The sequence below is a fragment of the Bartonella koehlerae C-29 genome, from assembly GCF_000706625.1.
In the GTDB taxonomy this organism is placed as follows: Bacteria; Pseudomonadota; Alphaproteobacteria; order Rhizobiales; family Rhizobiaceae; genus Bartonella; species Bartonella koehlerae.
The window spans coordinates 495,437-514,364 of record NZ_KL407334.1; the positions used below are offsets into that span (position 1 = coordinate 495,437).

Consider the following 18,928-nt stretch of genomic DNA (forward strand, 5'->3'; position numbering starts at 1 on the left):
GTCAAAGCTGGTTTGAGCAGTGAAGTGCATTGAAAGATTTTTTAATAAATTGAAAGAAAAGTTGTGTTATTAAGAGGATTTAGTTTGAAGATATCTAAATGACTTATGTGTGATCAGCTACAGTAAGAGTATTTTTTGAGTTATCTATTTTGAAGCGTTATGAAAATAGAACTTACCGACATAAGTGCAAAGATTGATTTAAGGAAAAAATGCTTTTTATTTGAGTGCCTTATTTATCTTGTTTGTCAAAGTACCTAGCAATTCAGATTATGTGTGGAGCTCTGTTGATTGTGAGCGGGAGAGAGTGTTTTTTTGTTGGTTTATATACTTTCGTGGATGTGCAGAGTGAATTGTGCGGGTGCAATAATTTATTTGAGGAAGGAGAGCCTACAATGTTGTCAAGAGTGTGTCTTGAGAGATTTTGTGTCATACGATATTTAGCTACGCAGAATCTAAAGATGGTAGGCCGTTTATAGCAATTTGTGATTATGGAGTGAATCAGAAAAAAAGTAAGAGCCTGTTGCTCAGTTTGGAGAAAGGAAGTTAAAATACCAGCTGAAATTTTAAGTGATTGGGTGTTCTGTTTTTTGATTAGAAGGAATAATTACAAATTTGTCGAATGGGGTAGTAAAGATATTTTTCAAAGTGGCTTTTTAGTGATTTGGATGGGGCATTTGTCTTTTTGAAGTAAAGAGTAGGAGTCAGATTTGCCTGTAATGGTTTTAAGCCATTCGGTGGGTGGGCACTATCTCATCATTTAATGGATCACGTTGAGGATGTTTAGACGCTTCACTTAGTTATATTCTTTAAAACAAAAGAAATTTGCGTGATTGTTTTTTATATTTTGGGAAATGCAGCTTTGAAATGAAATTTATCAAAAACATTCATGCTCAAGTGTGAAACAGTTTAAATTCACGATGAGATGTGAGGAAGCAGAAGTAATGAATAGAGATTTTAACGAGAGTGACATCTTGTCTACAAAATCTGTAAAACTTGCAGCTGCTTTTGATCATAAAAATGATGCAATTCATGCTGCGGCTGAACTGCTTGTGCAGGTTGGTGCAGTTGACAAATCTTATCTAGCAAGCATGCTCAAACGCGAAGAAATAACGAATACTTGGCTTGGAAATGGTATAGCAATCCCCCATGGAATGGTTGAAAATCGTGATTTAATTATCAGGGATGCAGTTGCTGTTATACAGATTCCCGCGGGTGTTGATTGGTGTGATGGAAATAAAGCACGTTTGGTTATTGCCATTGCGGCTTGTCAGGATCGCTATAGAGAGATTTGCAAAAAATTGACTCTTCTTTTATTTGATAAAGAACGGCTTGAAGCACTTTCAAAAACTGCGGACAAACAGCAGATTATTACAATGCTGTTTAGACAGGATAGGAAGAAGAGAAATGCATTTATTGGTGATCTTTCGGTGCGTCAGGAATGGACTTTAGATTACCCAAGTGGTCTTCATGCGCGACCAGCTTCTCTTTGGGTTGATTTTGCAAAAAAAGTGCAGAATTCTATCAGAGTCCGCCATGGTCAGTATACCGTTGAAATGAAAAATTTAGTTGGTTTATTGCAATTAGGGGCCAAAAACGGTGATGTTCTGATTTTTTCGACGGATGCTTCAGAAGGTGTACAACTTCTGAAGGAAGCAATTTCTGTTGTGAAGAAAGTAAGCATAAGTGAAAAATGTATGATGAGAGAAATGGAAGCTCAAACTAAGGCTTTTCATGGTTGGTATCCGCGCTCTATGCAGAAAGGCATTTCTGGTGTTGGAGCAAGTCCAGGGCTCGCTCTTGGCAAGATTTTTATTTTAAGGCATGATGATATTTCGATAACAGATAAGCCAATTAGTTTTGCAAGTGGTAAGGCATGCCTTGAAAATGCTCTTACAAAAACAAAACATAAAATGGTATCAATTATTGATGATATCACTGCGCGTATGGGAGCGGATTCTGCTGCGATTTTTTCTGCGCAAATGGTTCTGCTGGAAGATGAAAATCTGATAGCTCAAGTTTATCGTTTTATGGCAGAAGGTCATGGCGTAGCTTGGTCTTGGGATAAAGCGGTTCGGCAGTTTGCAGGTATGCTTTCTAAGGCAGATAGTCCCTTGTTAGCGGCACGTGCTGTTAATTTAGTTGATGTTGGTCGTCGTGTTCTAGGCGAAATCAATCCATCTTATAGATCACTCTTTTTAAATGATATTCCGCGTGGTGTTATTCTTGTTACAGATGATTTATCTCCTTCTGATGTAGCGCAGCTTGATTGTACAAAAGTGCAAGGTTTAGCAACCGCATGGGGAGGTCCACTGTCTCATACAGTTATTCTGGCACGCACTCTTGGTATTCCAATGGTTGTTGCTGCGGGTGTAGATGTTTTGGCAATTAAGCCTGATATTCAGGCCATCATTGATGGTGATAACGGGTTCATTTATCCTGATCCTACTTCTGAAGATGTTGAAGAAGCTAAAAAACAAATAAGCATTGTCGTGCAAAAGCGTGACAATGGGGTATGCGTATGTAGATTACCGGTACAAACGACAGATGGTCAAAGGATTCGTATTATGGCTAATGTCAATTATGCAAATCAGGTTCCTGTTGCACTTGATTTAGGGGCCGAAGGTATTGGACTCATGCGTACAGAGTTTTTGTTTTTAGAGAGTTCACATATTCCGGATGAAGATGTACAGTTTGACGTATATCGAGCAATGACTGCAGCTGTGGAAGATAAGCCATTAATTATTCGTGCGCTCGATATTGGAGGGGATAAACAGGTTACACATTTACATTTATCTAAAGAAGACAATCCCTTTTTAGGTGTTCGGGGAACACGGCTTTTGTTACGTCGACGTGATCTGTTGGTTCCTCAGTTGCGTGCTCTCTATCGCGCTGCAAAAGAGGGTGGTAATCTATGGATTCTGTTTCCAATGGTTATGTCTGTTTCAGAGATTTTTGCTATGAAGAAAATTGCAGAAGAAATTCGCAACGATATTGGTGCACCAAAATTGAAATTTGGTATTATGATTGAAGTTCCAGCTGCTGCCATTATGGCAGATATTTTGAGTGCCCATGTTGATTTTTTCTCGATTGGAACCAACGATTTAACGCAGTATACCATGGCTGTTGATCGACAAAATCCTTATCTTGTGTCTGAAGCTGATAGTCTTGATCCAGCGGTTTTGCGTATGATTTACCATACTGTCCGAGGCGCAGCAAAACATGGGTGTTGGGTTAGTGTATGTGGCGGTATGGCTGGAGATCCTTTTGCAGCAATGATTTTAACTGGATTAGGGATTCATGAACTTTCCATGATATCCTGTGATATTTCTTCAGTAAAAGCGTGTTTGCAGGCGCATAGTTTTGAAGATATGAAGATTTTAGCAAAAAAAGCATTACAGTGCGAAACTGCGCAAGCTGTACGTGCTCTTAGCAATAATATAAGGTGATACAGGGGTTTTACGGGGAGGAGAGCTAGTCGATCTTGCAATTTTGTAAGCAATCACATTATAAATCACTTTTGTTAGAATGAAGTTTATTATCCCCATGAAACGTGTTTAGTGTTGCGGAGCAAGAGGTTAGGGTGTAGACGCCTTTCCAACTGATTATTGAATATAATCACTGGTAACAAGTTTTTAGTGATGTTTAATCCTTTATTTTTGAAGAAATGTTGAGTGAAACGGTATGCGAATGAACATGAAAATTGCTGATGTATGATAATCCAGTTATTGCATTTTAGAGGTCTATCCACGGAAAAGTTTTTTCTTAAAAAAGAGGATATGCTTGTTATTCAACAAGTATCACATTTTATTTTGGTAAATGAAGTTGTTTTTTGAATTTTGAGTGTATAGTTTGGACTTGCACGTTATTTCTTTCTGAGTATAGTGCAAAAATCCGGAGAGGTGGCCGAGTGGTTGAAGGCGCACGCCTGGAACGCGTGTATATGGGAAATCATATCGAGGGTTCGAATCCCTCTCTCTCCGCCATTTTCAATAAAGTCAATATCTTTTAAATAAGCTTAGGGGTTTTTGTCCTTTGATTCACTTAATTTATTTTTACCTATCCCGAATGTGAATCAACAGCTGTGGCTTATCAGAAGGTTTTGTATCAAATTTATTTTTCAAAGAGTTTAATATTTTTGATGTCATGCTTTTGGTGTTTGAAGACGAATTTTTAAAAAATGCCTTTGTCAAAACAAAGAGATTGTGAACATAAAATTACTTAAATAATGGATGATATAATAGATAAAATGTATCCTAATAAAGATTTTTATAATTCTATGTGGGTTTTATGGAAGTGGCAAGACAACTCAAAAAAAAAAAAGAGATTTCCCACCATTACGCACAAGGAAAACATATAATGCAAACTTTTTAACTCAGCCACTGGTATAGAAATAATCCAGAGGTTGTATAGTTATTGGGGTGAATGTGAAAACACAGTGATCCATTGCTTTTAGCACTCTTAGCCGCGATAGATAGACGAAAACATACGCTTGAAATTATCAACACTTTTAAACATCATCGTAAAATTTATTAATCAACGATAGATATATTTATTCTAGTCTTTCTATGAAAGTGTAGTGAAATTAAATCAATCTATTGCAAGATCTAATATTACATTTTACCTTCATTTATCGTCTGTTGCTATTATGGAAGGTTGCAAAAAAGGGATAGTCTAAGCTTAAAATACGAAGCAAAACTCTCTTTTATTGAAAAAGTTTATGAAATATATCAACTTTTATCAGAGATAGATGAACAATTTATCGCTATTGATGGAATGGCCTCTGTTTCTTTAATCCATAATCAAATACGACACCATATATATAAGTTTTGTTTTAGCTATGAATAAAATGTATCATTAGATTAATAATTTTTAAAAGCCTGTCTGCGATGTATTCTCTTTTATTTGTTGGTTTAGAACTCTAAATTGGAAGTTCTAGATGCGTGATCATAACAATTTAGATGCCCTGGAAAAATAGTGCATTGAATATTTTAATAGTCTCATTGGAAAACTGGCTATCATTAAATTGCAATTTGCTTTTTTTGAAAGAATTGGGGCTGGAGGATTTAAAATACGGGAAAAGTTATCAATATCTATCATGATAACAATATCTTCATTTTTTACGCTAAACATGATGATACAAAAATGAAAATATATGGGATATGCTCAAGCATATTTTAGTGCGGAAAGTAACCTTAAAAGTAGAGATAATAACGGCTACTTTTTGGGGATTTGATACTCTCTTGCCTTTAAGAGATGAAGGAGCAAAGTTTCTTTCCTTCTGATGCAGCAATCAGAGTCTCTTCTTGACGTATGTAACAACGACGCAAATACTGCGTTAGGTCTACAAGGTTTATCTGATATTTGATTTACCTTGTTACCTTTTGATATGACCAAAATAACTGGTTTCAACGACACCATATTGCATCCACGATTTAAGCATCAACTCCTAATGAGAACAGCAACATTTATGAGCTTTCAGTGTTTTAAAGCTCTTCTACATTATACCTAAAAGGATCTTTATTTTCATAAAGAATGAGCCATACTATGACAAAATGAGGGATTTCACTTTCTTAAATTTAATAATCTAAAATAGAAAATTTTCAAAACAGGGTAAACTCTATACAAAAAAGATATTTGTTCGAAGAGGTAATTTATGTTCGCTTCCAATTTGAAAGAACGAGTTTTTCTCTTCGAGAATAGAATTTTTCTCTATTTCACACTGAGCGGCTTATTTGCCACATTTGGAAATGGGCCAAATTATATCATATTGTCATGGCTTGTTTACAATCAAACAAGTTCAATTCGTGGTGTACCGCTTTTCATGCTTTTTCTCTGGATGTCTAATATTATTTTTGCCCCTATTTTGGGCGTATTGGCGTATAAAGACAATCGTAAAATGCAAATTGTCATTTTAAATTTTGTCAGAGGTTTGATGATTGTGGGTTGGGTAATACAATACTTTGGCAGTTTGGCAATAAAAATTGAATTGATGTTCTTATCTGCTCTCTTAGGTGTTTTTATCTTTTTTTATATGCTATCAGCTATTTCTTTAATTCAAAGTATTATATGAAAATCTGGTTAATGCAAATGCGATAATCGATATGGTTTATGAACTTGGTACTATCATAGGTATGGGATTAAGTGGGTTTATACTTGCCTATACAGGAACAAAAGGAACCCTTCTGATAGGTGGTATATCCTTTATTATTGCTAGTTTACTTAACTTTGCGATGAAGGTATCTAAAACCCAAGAATCTGAAAGTCAAAACCAAAAAAACTGGTGGAAAATTATATATCGTCATTTCATTATATTAGACAGAAACCAGCTCTTTTTATGCCTTATATAAGCCAGATAATTATTATGATTTTTTTGATGACAATTCCTGTTATTTTGGTTCCTTATACATAAGAAGTCTTGGACGTAGATAGCAGGACCTTTGCAATGTTCGAAGTGCTTTATTCAGCGAGTGTATTTATTGGTTTGCTTCTTTTGCCACTTTTTTGTAAAGTTTGATCCATAAGAAAAACATTGGCACTTTTTTAGCTATTATGGCTATGAGGTTTTGTTATTCTGTCTGTTAATACACACACCCTCATTATTTTTCCTGTTTATTTTATGATTAGATTTGGACTTTCGAGTTTGGCCCTTTCGATTTTTTTATCACAACGCTTTTGTGATCTTGAATATCAAGGAAGATTACAGGCGAATTTTAATGGTGTCTCTAGGTACTTTACTCTCTGAAGTCTATTCCTTTATGGCAAAAGATACAATGGTGTTTTATCTCAGCCTCTATACTTTTTTCCAAGTATTATTGCGATTACTGGAGTGCTCATCGTTCTATTTTACAAAAATGAAAGACAGTAATTTGTATTTAAGTATTACGTCATTTTACAAATATTTATGGTGCCTTTCATATTTTTCTTTTAAAAGGGTAGATGAGTGAATGCTATGGGTTGAAGCTTTTAACAAATAAAGCTAAATTTTATGTGTTCTATAAAATACTCGTCGTTTTTTGATAAACGACCCAAAAACGTTGACATACTTCTTCGATTAATCGCATTATTGTGAGGAGCCAATAACACAGCGCTTTAAAATTTTTAAAAATCCTTGAGTTTCATATTTAAGCAAAAAAAAAAACGCAAAGCAATAAGATAATCTTGCTTCAAATAGGTATTATATTCTATAAATTACGTTCTTCAAAATCCATATGAAGAATTGTGTCAGTTGCATCAATTGTCTCATCTTTATTGGAATGGGAGTTTCTGCGACGGTGCAAGGTTTGTATAATTTCCTTTTTCAAAACGGTATCTGCTTCGCTTAAACGGTGAATACTCAGTTCTAATTCAAGAGTTAAAGCCAAATCCACGCACAATTTAAGCTCTTCTCCAATGTCAAAACCACGTTGATAATCGTCATAAAGACCAACAAGTGTATCGGATAATTCTTTATCGCATAAAGAGATCATGCTGATTCCTCCACGTTGCAGTTTTTCCATGCGGCTTTGATATTTTAGATCTTACCCCACTGTCATCACCAGAAGCTGCCATGTATACCAACATCATGGTTTTGTCAATTTGATGCAAAGCACCAGTTTTTACACTATTGTATGTCAGAAACATTACTACACCAGTATCTTCGCTATAGAGTTTACAGCATTTAGGATATATTACCAAACGGCTTTTAAATTGCGTGTGAAACAAACTATTTTGATGATAAGATAAATGCTCTAAGATCTTGCATTGCCAATCAAAGAAAAATCTCTACCATTGATATCAACAATAAGCAGACATGGTTTATAAACGTTCAGCCTTTGAATTAAGAGATGGTGGTCTCATTTTTCCTAGAACATCAGTGATCTTGCCCATTTTGTATTGGCTTTTAGACATTGATAAACTGTTTATCTTATGTAATTAAAAATATAGGAAATAAATTTAGCATGCATATTCTTACGATAAGGTTTAGGTGGCGTTATCGTGCAAGAGGGCGAAGTCTTAGCGGTTTTGTGCTGCTTTAAAAATGTGACCACAACTTTTAAGGTAGCGGTCGACAAAAATTGGCTTGATATGCAAACCGCTACAATCGACAGTAGCGTGTTTAACTTTTTTGTTGAGGCGAGTCCAAATGTTTTTGACACTGGATGAAGGCATTTGGTAAGTTTTCTTGAATTTGGCTTATATTACGGTGATGCAGTTTGGCTAAGATACTATGACGACACCCTTTTTGTGTGATTGTCATAAATTTCGCTCTTGCTTAAACGAATGCTATAACATTCATTTCTGTGGGATTATGTGTGAATAACCGCTCATCTTAACAGGCGTTAATATAAGCATAAATCAATGTAGTTTTTTAGGAAACAATTATTATTGATTTTAGAGTGATTTTTTTGGCACGTCCGGAAACAGAACCTAAAACTGAGCTAGCAAAATGTTTTCGTGAAGTATGGCGCGTACTTGGTTTCACAGAGCGCAAACAATTTGCTGAATATCTTGGTGTAGCTGTTGGTTCCATAGGAACTTATGAAACTAGTATAAGTGAACCTATCGCTTCTGCTCTCTTTAAATATCAAGAAATTTGCGGTGTTTCACTAGATTGGCTTGTAACTGGCAATGGTGAGATGTTTACAGACATGGTGATGACGAAAGCAGCGGGTTTTAAACCGCAAGAGGTCTCTACTGGAGTTATGAAAAAACTTGGCCATTTGGCTTATACGACGTATCGTGATGCACAAATAACACTTTCTTCTGAAGATATAGCGGAATTAGCAACAGAGCTTGATGGAAAGTTGCAAGAGCTTATTCAAAACATTCACGATATGGAAGAAGTGGAAGACACTTTGCCCCTCCTTAAACTTCATTTAAAACATCAAATCGAAGTAGAAAAAGCCCATCTAATTACCAAGCAAGATACGGATTAACAGAGAGGTTATAAAAATCTTTTTTGATTTTCTATTATAAAACTCTCAAATAGCTCATGGTTTGTCTATGGAAAATATTTCTACGGCACTTTATCATATGATTTCCTTTAATATCAATTTACGAGAGAAAAATCATCATCCTTGATGAAGATAAAGCCGCCTATAAAAAGAGTTGCGGCTGGTGTATAAGCTGATAAATGAAAGATTCTTTCAAAAAGAAGATGATATTTGTAACACCACTCCTGAAACATTCTTTGGGTGAAGAAAATGATACTGATAACACTGAAAATATAACTGGTTATTGGGAGGAAGAACTAAAAACAACTCTTTTGCATTTAGCGTTATTTTATAAAATCTGTACAGCAATGAAAACGATTATGATGGAAATTTGATTGCCATAGTTGAATGAAAGGCAACAGACATAAAGTATAGAGAAGAACGAAAGAAATTTATATAACTTTTATCTTTTTTATGAAGCTCACGAAATTAAAAGAGCGATACTTTGCTTTAGAAATCGCTTAATTATGTTGGTAAAATTTCCTCTAAAAGGCACATATCGTATTAATTAAGTATGTTATTTCATAGTGAATAATGCATGTTATGATGATAATCATTCCCTTTCTAGATGATGTTATAATTTTAGAAAATTCATTAAATTTATACTTGTAAGAGCAGATATCGCAAAACACATATCTTTAGATTTATTGGAAAGTCATTTTTGCAAATTTATGAAAAATTATTTTTTACACTCTTGCCATTCTGCTTGTGCGCTTTATTTGAAAGTTAAAATTGCTCTTTAATAAAGCTGTTTTTATTAGAAGGTAAAGCGCTGGTTTTTGAATGGATGGGGTACGAAAATTGTCTATTTTCTTTATTTTTTAGTTTGAAACCTTCTAGATAAAAGGGTTGGGGACTTTTCTAGATTTACTGTTTCTTCAGAGACTTTAGGGTGATGCCATAGTGAATATCGGTATTACGAGGGGGGGTTTTTATCTTTATTTATTGGTTTTTAGGGTGCGCAAACAGGGATTTTGCCATGAGGGTTTTTGCGCCTTGTGATGATATTTGGACTCTGTTGGAGGAGGTTCTTATGAAAAAATTATATTCAACACAAAATTGGGCTAAAGCTGTCTCATTGGGAACGGCAATGGCGGCGCTCTTATCGAGTGTCTCTCCTATTTTCGCTGCGAATCTTGCGATAAGAGGAGGAAATATTGAGAGTACAAGTGGTACCGGTGTTACCTATCAGTATGGTAGTCATGGCAGTATTGTTTTCGCTGGTGATGATGATTATTGTGGAGTGGATAATGTTGTTGGTCGTGGGGGGAAGCAACAGGAGATAACTACCAATCGAATAACTGCAGAGGAACAGTATAACAGATTTATCAATGGTTACAATGCTAACAATGGGGGCAACCCTTACGGCATGATCACTCAAAAGGTTACTTGGAGTAGTGATGGAGTTTTGACTAATAATGGTAGCTATATGGGAACAGCCACTGAGGGTATTCAGAGTGCTCTACCTGAAGCTTATGGTGTTTATTCTTTTGCAACTGGTTGTGGAGCTTCGGCGACAGGGAATTATTCAACAGCATTTGGTGCTGGTGCAACTACAAAGGCTGGTGGAGCACAAGCTTTTGGTGTTTCTGCACTTGCAGGTGGTAAAGCAAGTGTTGCTATGGGTGTGGGATCAGAAGCATCAGGGGAATCTACAGTTGCTATTGGTGGAGTTGCACAGGCATCTGGTTTGAATGCTGTTGCTTTAGGTGCCAGAACAAAGGCAAGTGAAAGTTATACAATTGCTATAGGTTCACAAGCGGAAGCTCGAGCTAGTGGCGCTATTGCAATAGGTGGTAGCGAGCCTGTAGAAGAAGATGATGAACAAGATAGATTCGTAATAGCATATGAGAAAGATGCTATTGCTATAGGTTCCAATGCTAATGCTGAAAAAATGTATTCAATAGCGATTGGTTCAAATGCACAGGTACGTGTTAAGGATGGTGTTGCTATAGGTGGTGGGTCTATTTCTCTTACTGACAAGGGCGTTTTTGGTTATGATCCTGCAACAAATAAGAGCTCAACAGATAATAGTATAACATGGAGAAGCACTGCAGGGGCTTTTAGTGTTGGTGAAGTGGGTGGTGAAGATGGTAAAGGTGTGCTAACACGACAAATTACAGGAGTGGCTGCTGGTACTGAAGATACTGATGCTGTGAATGTTGCACAGTTGAAAGCTATGAGAAGTGTGGCAGCAGGAGCTTGGAAACTTGCTGTTAACGATGAAGAAACTACAAATGTTGAACCTGGCAATACAGTAAAGTTTATAGGTATTAATGCGGAAGATGATAATGAAGAAAGTAAGAATGTCAAAATTACCAAAGGCGATGAAAATGAGGTGCGATTTGATTTAAATGATATTATCAGAGTTAAACGTGTAATAGCAGGCAAGGCAAACGTAAGCGATAATGGCTTCGTAATTACTGGTGGTCCAAACATGACTACTGGGGGTATTAATGCTGGAAATAAACAAGTTAAAGGTGTAGCAAAGGGTAGCTATGAAAATGATGCAGTGAATGTGGCACAGCTGAACGAAGTAAAAGGATTGATATCGAAAGCAGAAGCTTGGAATCTCTCTGTTAACGATGGGGATTCTACAGATGTTAATCCAGGCACTACAGTAGATTTTTCAGTAGAAAATAGCAACTTAAATATTGAAAAAGATAATGAGAGTGATAAGCATACAATCAAATTTGCTTTGAATGATATTCTTAACTTGACGAGTGTTGCCACAGGCAGAAGCGTTATGAGTGATGATGGCTTTGGGTTTACTGGTAATAATGGACCAAGAATAGCTTTTGATGGTATTGATGCTGGCAATCAAAAGATTACAGGAGTTGCAAACGCGACTGAAGATGATGAAGCGGTTAATTATAAGCAGTTGAAAGCTGTAGAAAAAGCAACGAAAACGAACTGGCAGCTTTCTGTTAACGCTGGAAACGCTATGGCCATTGGTCCAAACACTTTAGTTAATTTAGAAGCAGTAGCTAATGAAGGTAGTGAGAATATCAAAATCGAGCAGGGTGAAGACCACAATGTCAGATTTGATTTAGCTAATAATATTACAGTGACGAGTGTTATCGCAGGCAGAAGCGTTATAAGTGATGATGGCTTTGGATTTACTGGTAATAATAGACCAAGAATAGCTTTTGATGGTATTGATGCTGGCAATCAAAAGATTACAAAGGTTCTAGAGGGGACTGACAACACTGATGCAGTAAATTTAAAGCAGCTGAATGAGGTGAAAGGATTGATATCGGCAGTAGGAGCTTGGAAACTTGCTGTTAACGATGAAGAAGCTACAAATGTTGAACCTGGCAATACAGTAAAGTTTATAGGTATTAATGCGGAAGATGATAATGAAGAAAGTAAGAATGTCAAAATTACCAAAGGCGATGAAAATGAGGTACGATTTGATTTAAATGATATTATCAGAGTCAAACGTGTAATAGCAGGCAAGGCAAACGTAAGCGATAATGGCTTCGTAATTACTGGTGGTCCAAACATGACTACTGGGGGTATTAGTGCTGGCAATAAACAAATTAAAGGTGTAGCAAAGGGTAGTCATGAAAATGATGCAGTGAATGTTGCACAGCTGAACGAAGTAAAAGATCAAGTAGCAGGAAATAACCTTGTTAAATGGGTGGAAGATGGAAAGCTTATCACTATTGGTCAGGAAAAAGATGGCACGAAAATTGATATTACAGGCAGTGAAGGAGAGCGGACTATTGCGGGTGTAAAAGCGGCAATAAACGATAATGAAGCTGTTAATAAAAAGCAACTCGATGATACTATAACAGAGGCTACTGACAGTATTAAGCTTAATATTCTTGTAAAGCAAGATGAAGAAGATACTCCTATCACCGTTGGTAAAGAAAGAGGTGGCACAACAATTAATGTTGCAAATAAATTAGGTGGCGCTCGGACAATTTCTGGTATAAAAGCAGCCGTAAACTCTGATGAAGCTGTTAATAAAGAACAACTTGATGGCCAGATTTCAGATATTACTGATATTATTAACAATATTAAGATAGATACTGCTTTTGCAGTCCTCTACGATAAGAATGATGATGACACTGTTAATTATAACAGTGTGACTTTGGGTGGTGGTAAGAGTGAAGGCTCCGTTGCACTTCGTAATATCAAAAATGGTGATATTTCTGAACAATCGCATGATGCAATCAATGGCAGCCAAATTTACGAAATATCCGAAAATGTAGCAGAATTTTTTGGTGGAAATGCAGCATTTAAAAGTGGTGCCTTTGTAGGTCCACAATATAATTTATCCTTTGTGTCTGCGGATGGGAGTGTAAAACAGGAAGTCTTTAACAATGTTGGCTCAGCGTTAACAGGGCTTGATGCGAATGTCAAAAACGTGAATAGTCGTCTAACATATGTAGCCAATGACTTTAATCAGAAGTTTAATCAGTTCTCTCAAGATGCTTTATTGTGGAGTGAAAATGAACGGGCATTTGTTGCACTTCATGGACCAAAAGATGGAAAAACGGATAGTAAGATTACCTATCTTTTGAATGGCGACATTACGGAAGATTCAACTGATGCTGTAAATGGTTCTCAACTCTTCAAGGTTGTTCAAAATACATCAAAATATTTTGGTGGTAGTACAGATGTCATTTATGATATAGAACCGGCTTTCCTTATTAAGGATAAGATATATCATAATGTTACGGATGCTTTTACTGGTGTAAATATTTCTATTAATAATATTGATAATAAAATCTCTGATTTGAAAAAAAATAACCTTGTACAACAAGAGGAAATTTCAAATGTTATCACTATTGGTGCAAAAACAGTTGGCACTGAAATCAATATTGCAGGATATGCTAGTGTAGCACGCAAGATTTCTGGCGTAAAAGCAGCAGAGAATGGCGATGAAGCTGTTAACAAAGCTCAACTTGATAAAAGCATAGAGGAGATTTCTAAAGATATTGAGACAGCAAGTGCTGCTGCAGTTCTCTACGATAAAAATGAAGATGGAATTATTAATTATGATAGCGTGACTTTTGGTGGTAATAAAAACAACGGACCAGTTGCTCTCCTTAATGTCAAAGATGGTGATATTTCTAAAGGCTCAGCGGATGCCATTACGGGTAATCAGCTTTATATCATGAGCAATCAACTTGCTGCTTATTTCGGCGATGCTAAGTATGAGAATGGTAAATGGACGGCACCTAGTTTCAAGATTGTTCAAGTTGACGCGAATGGTCGGATTATTAAGAATAACTATAATACAGTTGCTGAGGCTTTTGGTGGTATTAATAGTGGGATGTTAAATATTCATAACCGTATTGATGATGTTATCAACAAAGTTGATTCAGATGTTTTAAAGTGGAATAAGGATAAAAATGCTTATGATGCTAATCATGATAGAAAGCCAAGTAAGATTATCAATGTAGCTGACGGTAAAATTGTAGAAGGTTCGAAAGATGCGGTTAATGGTGGACAACTTTGGAAAACCAACGAGCGTATCACGGGTGTTGAGAAAGATGTTAAGCACATCTCAAATAGAGTTGATAACATTTCCAATACGATTGCTGATATTGGCGATATAGTTATCAATATTGATGATAAGGTTAATAATATTGCTGAGGACGCTGTTCGCTATGACAGAGATGAAAATGGTAAAAAAACCAATAAGATCAATTTGAAGGGTGGTAATGAAAGTGAACCAGTTATGATTGATAATGTAGCTGATGGTCGTATAGAAACAAATTCTAAAGAAGCTATAAATGGTGGGCAGCTGCATGATTATACCAAAGAACAGATGAAAATCGTTCTTGATCAATCAAAACACTATACAGACCAACGGGTAAACAATATCGTTGTTGATGCTATCGACGATGCTGTTGAACGTGCTAATAACTATACCAATATGAAGTTTGAGGTTTTAAATTATAGCATAGAAAATGTGCGAAAAGAAGCAAAACAAGCAGCGGCTATTGGTTTAGCAGTATCCAGCTTACGCTACAATGATACACCTGGAAAATTAAGTGCTGGATTTGGTAGCGGCTTATGGCGTAGTCAATCTGCCTTTGCCTTTGGTGCTAGTTATACATCTGAGAGTGGATCTATTCGGTCTAACGTATCTGTCACCACTTCTGGTGGTCATTGGGGTATAGGTGCTGGATTAAATATGACACTGAACTGATAATAATAAATAAAACACTTAAGCAAACATTTCGTTCACCCTTGCCTTTTGAGGCAGGGGTGGGTTGTTTTGATGTCTGTAAAAATACATACGTATAATTTTAAAAGTATATAATTATAGATTAAGGGTATGAAAAACAGAAAAAATATAATCTCACTACAGTGAACGAACTTTATAAGAAAATAAAAATTTTTTAGTCAGAACCTTTTCTGATATGAGTGATGATAATTTATTGCGAGTATTCTTGTAGCAAATAGCAGTAATTTACCGAAACGAGCATCGAGAGCAGAAGAGCGAAATAAGAGATCGATGATCACAGTTCGCAGTTGTTTAAGTGTGGTAGTTTTACAACGTACTCAAATGGTAAAAATACAACGATTATTGGTGTATCTGATACTTTGCAGAATGATGCCATTGGAAGAATGCAAAGGTTTGCAGAAATGCACGCTGCTGCTGTAGTAGGAAGTATCGTTGTGGGTGAGCAAGTTAATGCAAAAGTCTCTGAGGCAGTTGTTATTGGGGGCGGTGTGCAGGTGTGAAATTTGATAATAATACTTCGTCTGTAAGAGCGGCTGTTGTTGGTAGATCAGCAAGGATAGAAAAAGAATATGCTATTGCGTTGGGTTATCAAGCACAGTCCTTGAATATGGAGAGCATTTCTATAGTTAAAATGGCTCATACTTCACGTCTGAGAAGTATCGCAATAGGCTCAGAATATCATGGGGAAAAACAAAAAAATAATTATACAACTGCAGAGGGTGATTATTCAATAGTTATAGGTTCTCTTTTACAGGTCGGCAGTGACAAATGATAATTTGGCATGGAGAAGTATGCAAGGTGCTGTTAGTGTGGGTGATTTTGCGAAAAACATAACGAGGCAAATTGTAGGAGTTGCGGATGGTTTTCAAGATTCTGACGCAATCAATATTGCACAGTTAAAGTCGTTACAAGATTACGTGAAGCAAGGCAGGAAACTATCTATTGGCGGTATAGATGGTAAAGTAGATTTTTCTATTGGCAATAGAAATTTAGAAATTACAAAAGGCATGGATGACAATGATGACAATAAGGTAAAGTTTGATCTAGCGAAGGATATTACGCTGAATAGTATAAAATTAGGGGGAAATACTTTAGATACAGCGGGTTTGATTATCAAGAATGGCTTAAAATAACGACTGATGATATTGGCGCTGGTAGTAAGAAGATAACAGAAGTTGCAGAGGATACTGAAGAGATAGATGCCGCGAATTTTATGCAACCACGAATATAGCCACTTATTTTGGTGGTACGAAATATGAGAATGGAGCATGGACAGCTCCTGGTTTCAAGGTTGTGCAATTGAATGATGATGGTACTTCTGAAGAGAAGAGCTATGATAATGTTTCGGCTGCTTTTGCGGGTGTGAGCCATTCAGTCACGAAACTTCATCATGAGCTTTCAGACAATGTTGAACAAAACGCTTTGTTGTGGAGTGATGCGGATGAAGGGTTTGTAGCGCTTCATGGCAAAGGAGATGATAGGAAAAAGAGTAAGCTTAAGTATCTTTTAGATGGAGATATTTCAGCAGGTTCGACAGAAGCCATTACCGGTAACCAGCTTTATCAGTTGAATCAGACATTAGCGCAGTATTTAGGTGGTGGAGCGAGCTATCAGGGAGGTCAATGGACAGCTCCACAATTTGCAATAACGCAGTTCAAGAGTGATGGCAGTTCTGCTGAGAGTAAGAGCTATGATAATGTAGCAGGTGCGTTTGAAGGTGTTAATGGAAGTTTGTCTGGTATCAACGATCGCATTAATAATGTAGCGGAGAGTGTTTCCTCAAACAGTTTAAATTGGAATGAGGATGAAAGTGCATATGATGCACGTCATAAGGGGGAAGATAGTAAGATTACGCATGTAGCGGATGGTAAAGTAGAAAGGGGTTCGAAAGAAGCTGTGAATGGAGGTCAGCTTTGGGAGACGAACCAGAAAGTAGCGGCAGTTGAGAACCGTGTAGAGAGTATTGATCAACATGTTAAGGATGTTGAAAGTGCGGTTACGAATGGAGCTGTCAATTATGATAAGGATGAAGAGGGGCATAAAATCAATAAAATCACGTTAGTTGGTGGGAGTGAAAGTGATCCGGTATTGATAGACAATGTAGCTGATGGTCGAATTGAAGAAGGTTCTAAGCAGGCAGTTACTGGGGGTCAATTACATGATTACACGGACCAACAGATGAAGATAGTTCTTGATGATGCGAAGAAATATATGGATGAGCAGGTCAAGGATGTAAATAATACGATGGGTAATGTTATGAATGAAGCGAAAGCTTATACAGATATGAAGTTTGAGACTTTAAGTTATGCTGTTGAGGATGTTCGGAAAGAGGCAAGACAGGCTGCAGCTATTGGTTTAGCAGTTTCTAACTTAAGTTATGACGATAAACCTGGTAAATTAAGTCTTTCATTTGGTACGGGTATATGGCGTAGTCAGTCTGCCTTTGCTGTTGGAGCTGGTTATATGTCTGAAGATGGAAATATTCGCTCTAATTTATCTATCACGAGTGCTGGAGGTCATTGGGGAGTTGGAGCTGGATTTAGGATAACAATAAATTAACAGCGAGAATATAAGATATAAAACTTTTATCTACGCAAAATAAAATGGAGAAATTTTCCGATAAAAACCAACTATAAACCTCTATGATTTATTTGATGAAATAAAACAAATCTTATTGCTAAAAAATATTTCAGAAATTTCTTGCTATTTTACTTATAATCTTATAGTATGAAAGTATAAGTGTAAAAAAACAATCATTCCCCGATGCATTTTCCTTGAAGAAGAGATCCAAACCCTATCAAGGAAAACATCAAGTGAATAAATTGTTTCCTCTGCGTAACCTAGTACCAAAGTGTGTTTTTTTTATGTCCTTATCAGTTTATTTAAGACCTCTTATGAGAAATTTGCTGTTGTCCAGACAACATGTCACCACGTTAAAACAGCACACAAAAACCCCTAATTATTTTTAATCAGCTTTGTTAAGCCTTGACATTATACAGGTATTTTAACCTTTACAAAATACTCCGCTTTATTAGTCACAAATGACAAAAACCGACACAAAATAAAACCTACAAACCTCTCATAATTTAAGATTATGTCTTTTTTGTGTCGAAAATATATTTTTTTAATTGTTTTTATTGGGATTCTTTTATGAAAAAAATATTTTCTAGATCAAAAGGGAATGTTTTGAATTATTTATGTTTTTTTCATCGTTTATCTTTGATTAAAACTTTTTCATTGGGAAGTATAGTAGCTGCAATAGCTATGTTTCTATCGAATGCTTCTACCGTTTATGCAGCAGAAAATTTCGATATAATAGAAATTGTTCTTAAAAGTATGCAGGATGCAACGGCAGCTTATTCTCAAAGGAATCGTAATACTATTCTTTCTGCTTATGGCAGCAATCAAAGCGCTGTAGATCGCTCTGACGGCTCTAATTTATCTACGGCAAATTATTTAACAAGACTGAATACACTAAAACCAAGAAAAGTTAATTCTTTTGTGGGTGACAGTAACTATGTAAATTTCCTGACTAAAACTCTAAACAAGAGTAGTGATAGATATGTCGCAAATGATTTAGCAGCAAACGACGATAATTTATCACAAGAGAGATCAACATATGTCGCGGATAATTTAGCAGTAAACGGTGATAATTTATCACAAGAGAGATCAACAAAAGGAAAAAAACGAAGTAAGAGATCCCTCTCTAGTCCACAGTCGTTTCTGGATAATAGCGTTACAATGCAAC

General features: G+C 36.2%; 11 protein-coding genes, 1 tRNA gene and 1 pseudogene. 11 read left to right on the forward strand and 2 right to left on the reverse strand.

Translation table 11 applies throughout. The features are described 5' to 3' along the window. Window positions 1–262: 262 nt before the first annotated feature. Window positions 263–592, reverse strand: a complete 330-nt coding sequence (locus O9A_RS08655; RefSeq protein WP_154656383.1) for a hypothetical protein — start codon at window positions 590–592, stop codon at window positions 263–265. A 349-nt stretch (window positions 593–941) separates the two neighbouring features. Here O9A_RS08655 and ptsP point away from each other — a divergent pair, with 349 nt between their 5' ends. The 3 genes from ptsP to O9A_RS08235 all read left to right on the forward strand — a co-directional run bounded on the left by ptsP (window position 942) and on the right by O9A_RS08235 (window position 6,070). Then, entirely contained in the window at window positions 942–3,446 is a 2,505-nt protein-coding gene (gene ptsP, locus O9A_RS02110) for a phosphoenolpyruvate--protein phosphotransferase (protein ID WP_034458321.1), read from the forward strand. A 447-nt stretch (window positions 3,447–3,893) separates the two neighbouring features. Next, window positions 3,894–3,983 (forward strand) — tRNA-Ser (locus O9A_RS02115). 1,670 nt (window positions 3,984–5,653) lie between these two features. Then, window positions 5,654–6,070, forward strand: a complete 417-nt coding sequence (locus O9A_RS08235) for an MFS transporter (RefSeq protein WP_245262467.1) — start codon at window positions 5,654–5,656, stop codon at window positions 6,068–6,070. 1,111 nt (window positions 6,071–7,181) lie between these two features. Here the strand turns inward: O9A_RS08235 and O9A_RS02125 are convergent. Next, on the reverse strand, window positions 7,182–7,466 hold the full coding sequence (locus tag O9A_RS02125) for a hypothetical protein (protein WP_034458324.1): 285 nt from the start codon (window positions 7,464–7,466) through the stop codon (window positions 7,182–7,184). Window positions 7,467–8,384: 918 nt separating this feature from the next. Here O9A_RS02125 and O9A_RS02135 point away from each other — a divergent pair. The 8 genes and pseudogenes from O9A_RS02135 to O9A_RS08095 form a co-directional block, all read left to right on the forward strand. Then, complete coding sequence (locus O9A_RS02135) at window positions 8,385–8,915, forward strand: helix-turn-helix domain-containing protein (protein ID WP_034460164.1); 531 nt, start codon at window positions 8,385–8,387, stop codon at window positions 8,913–8,915. A 221-nt stretch (window positions 8,916–9,136) separates the two neighbouring features. Further along, window positions 9,137–9,307, forward strand: coding sequence for a hypothetical protein (locus O9A_RS02140; RefSeq protein ID WP_195890912.1), 171 nt, complete (start codon window positions 9,137–9,139; stop codon window positions 9,305–9,307). A gap of 698 nt (window positions 9,308–10,005) precedes the next feature. Then, on the forward strand, window positions 10,006–15,141 hold the full coding sequence (locus tag O9A_RS08540; RefSeq protein WP_034460165.1) for a Vomp family autotransporter: 5,136 nt from the start codon (window positions 10,006–10,008) through the stop codon (window positions 15,139–15,141). Between the two features lie 326 nt (window positions 15,142–15,467). Further along, on the forward strand, window positions 15,468–15,680 hold the full coding sequence (locus O9A_RS02150; RefSeq protein ID WP_034458329.1) for a hypothetical protein: 213 nt from the start codon (window positions 15,468–15,470) through the stop codon (window positions 15,678–15,680). Continuing rightward, window positions 15,677–15,952 carry a hypothetical protein gene (locus O9A_RS02155; protein ID WP_034458331.1) on the forward strand — a complete coding sequence of 92 codons (276 nt, stop codon included), beginning with the start codon at window positions 15,677–15,679 and terminating at the stop codon, window positions 15,950–15,952. Before O9A_RS02150 ends, O9A_RS02155 begins: the two co-directional genes overlap by 4 nt. A gap of 19 nt (window positions 15,953–15,971) precedes the next feature. Further along, window positions 15,972–16,313, forward strand: coding sequence for a hypothetical protein (locus O9A_RS02160; protein ID WP_034458333.1), 342 nt, complete (start codon window positions 15,972–15,974; stop codon window positions 16,311–16,313). A gap of 379 nt (window positions 16,314–16,692) precedes the next feature. Next, window positions 16,693–17,739, forward strand: a pseudogene (locus tag O9A_RS02165) (Vomp family autotransporter); the annotation flags it as partial. A 591-nt stretch (window positions 17,740–18,330) separates the two neighbouring features. Beyond that, on the forward strand, window positions 18,331–18,928 hold a 598-nt coding region (locus O9A_RS08095), incomplete at its 3' end, for a hypothetical protein (protein WP_034458335.1).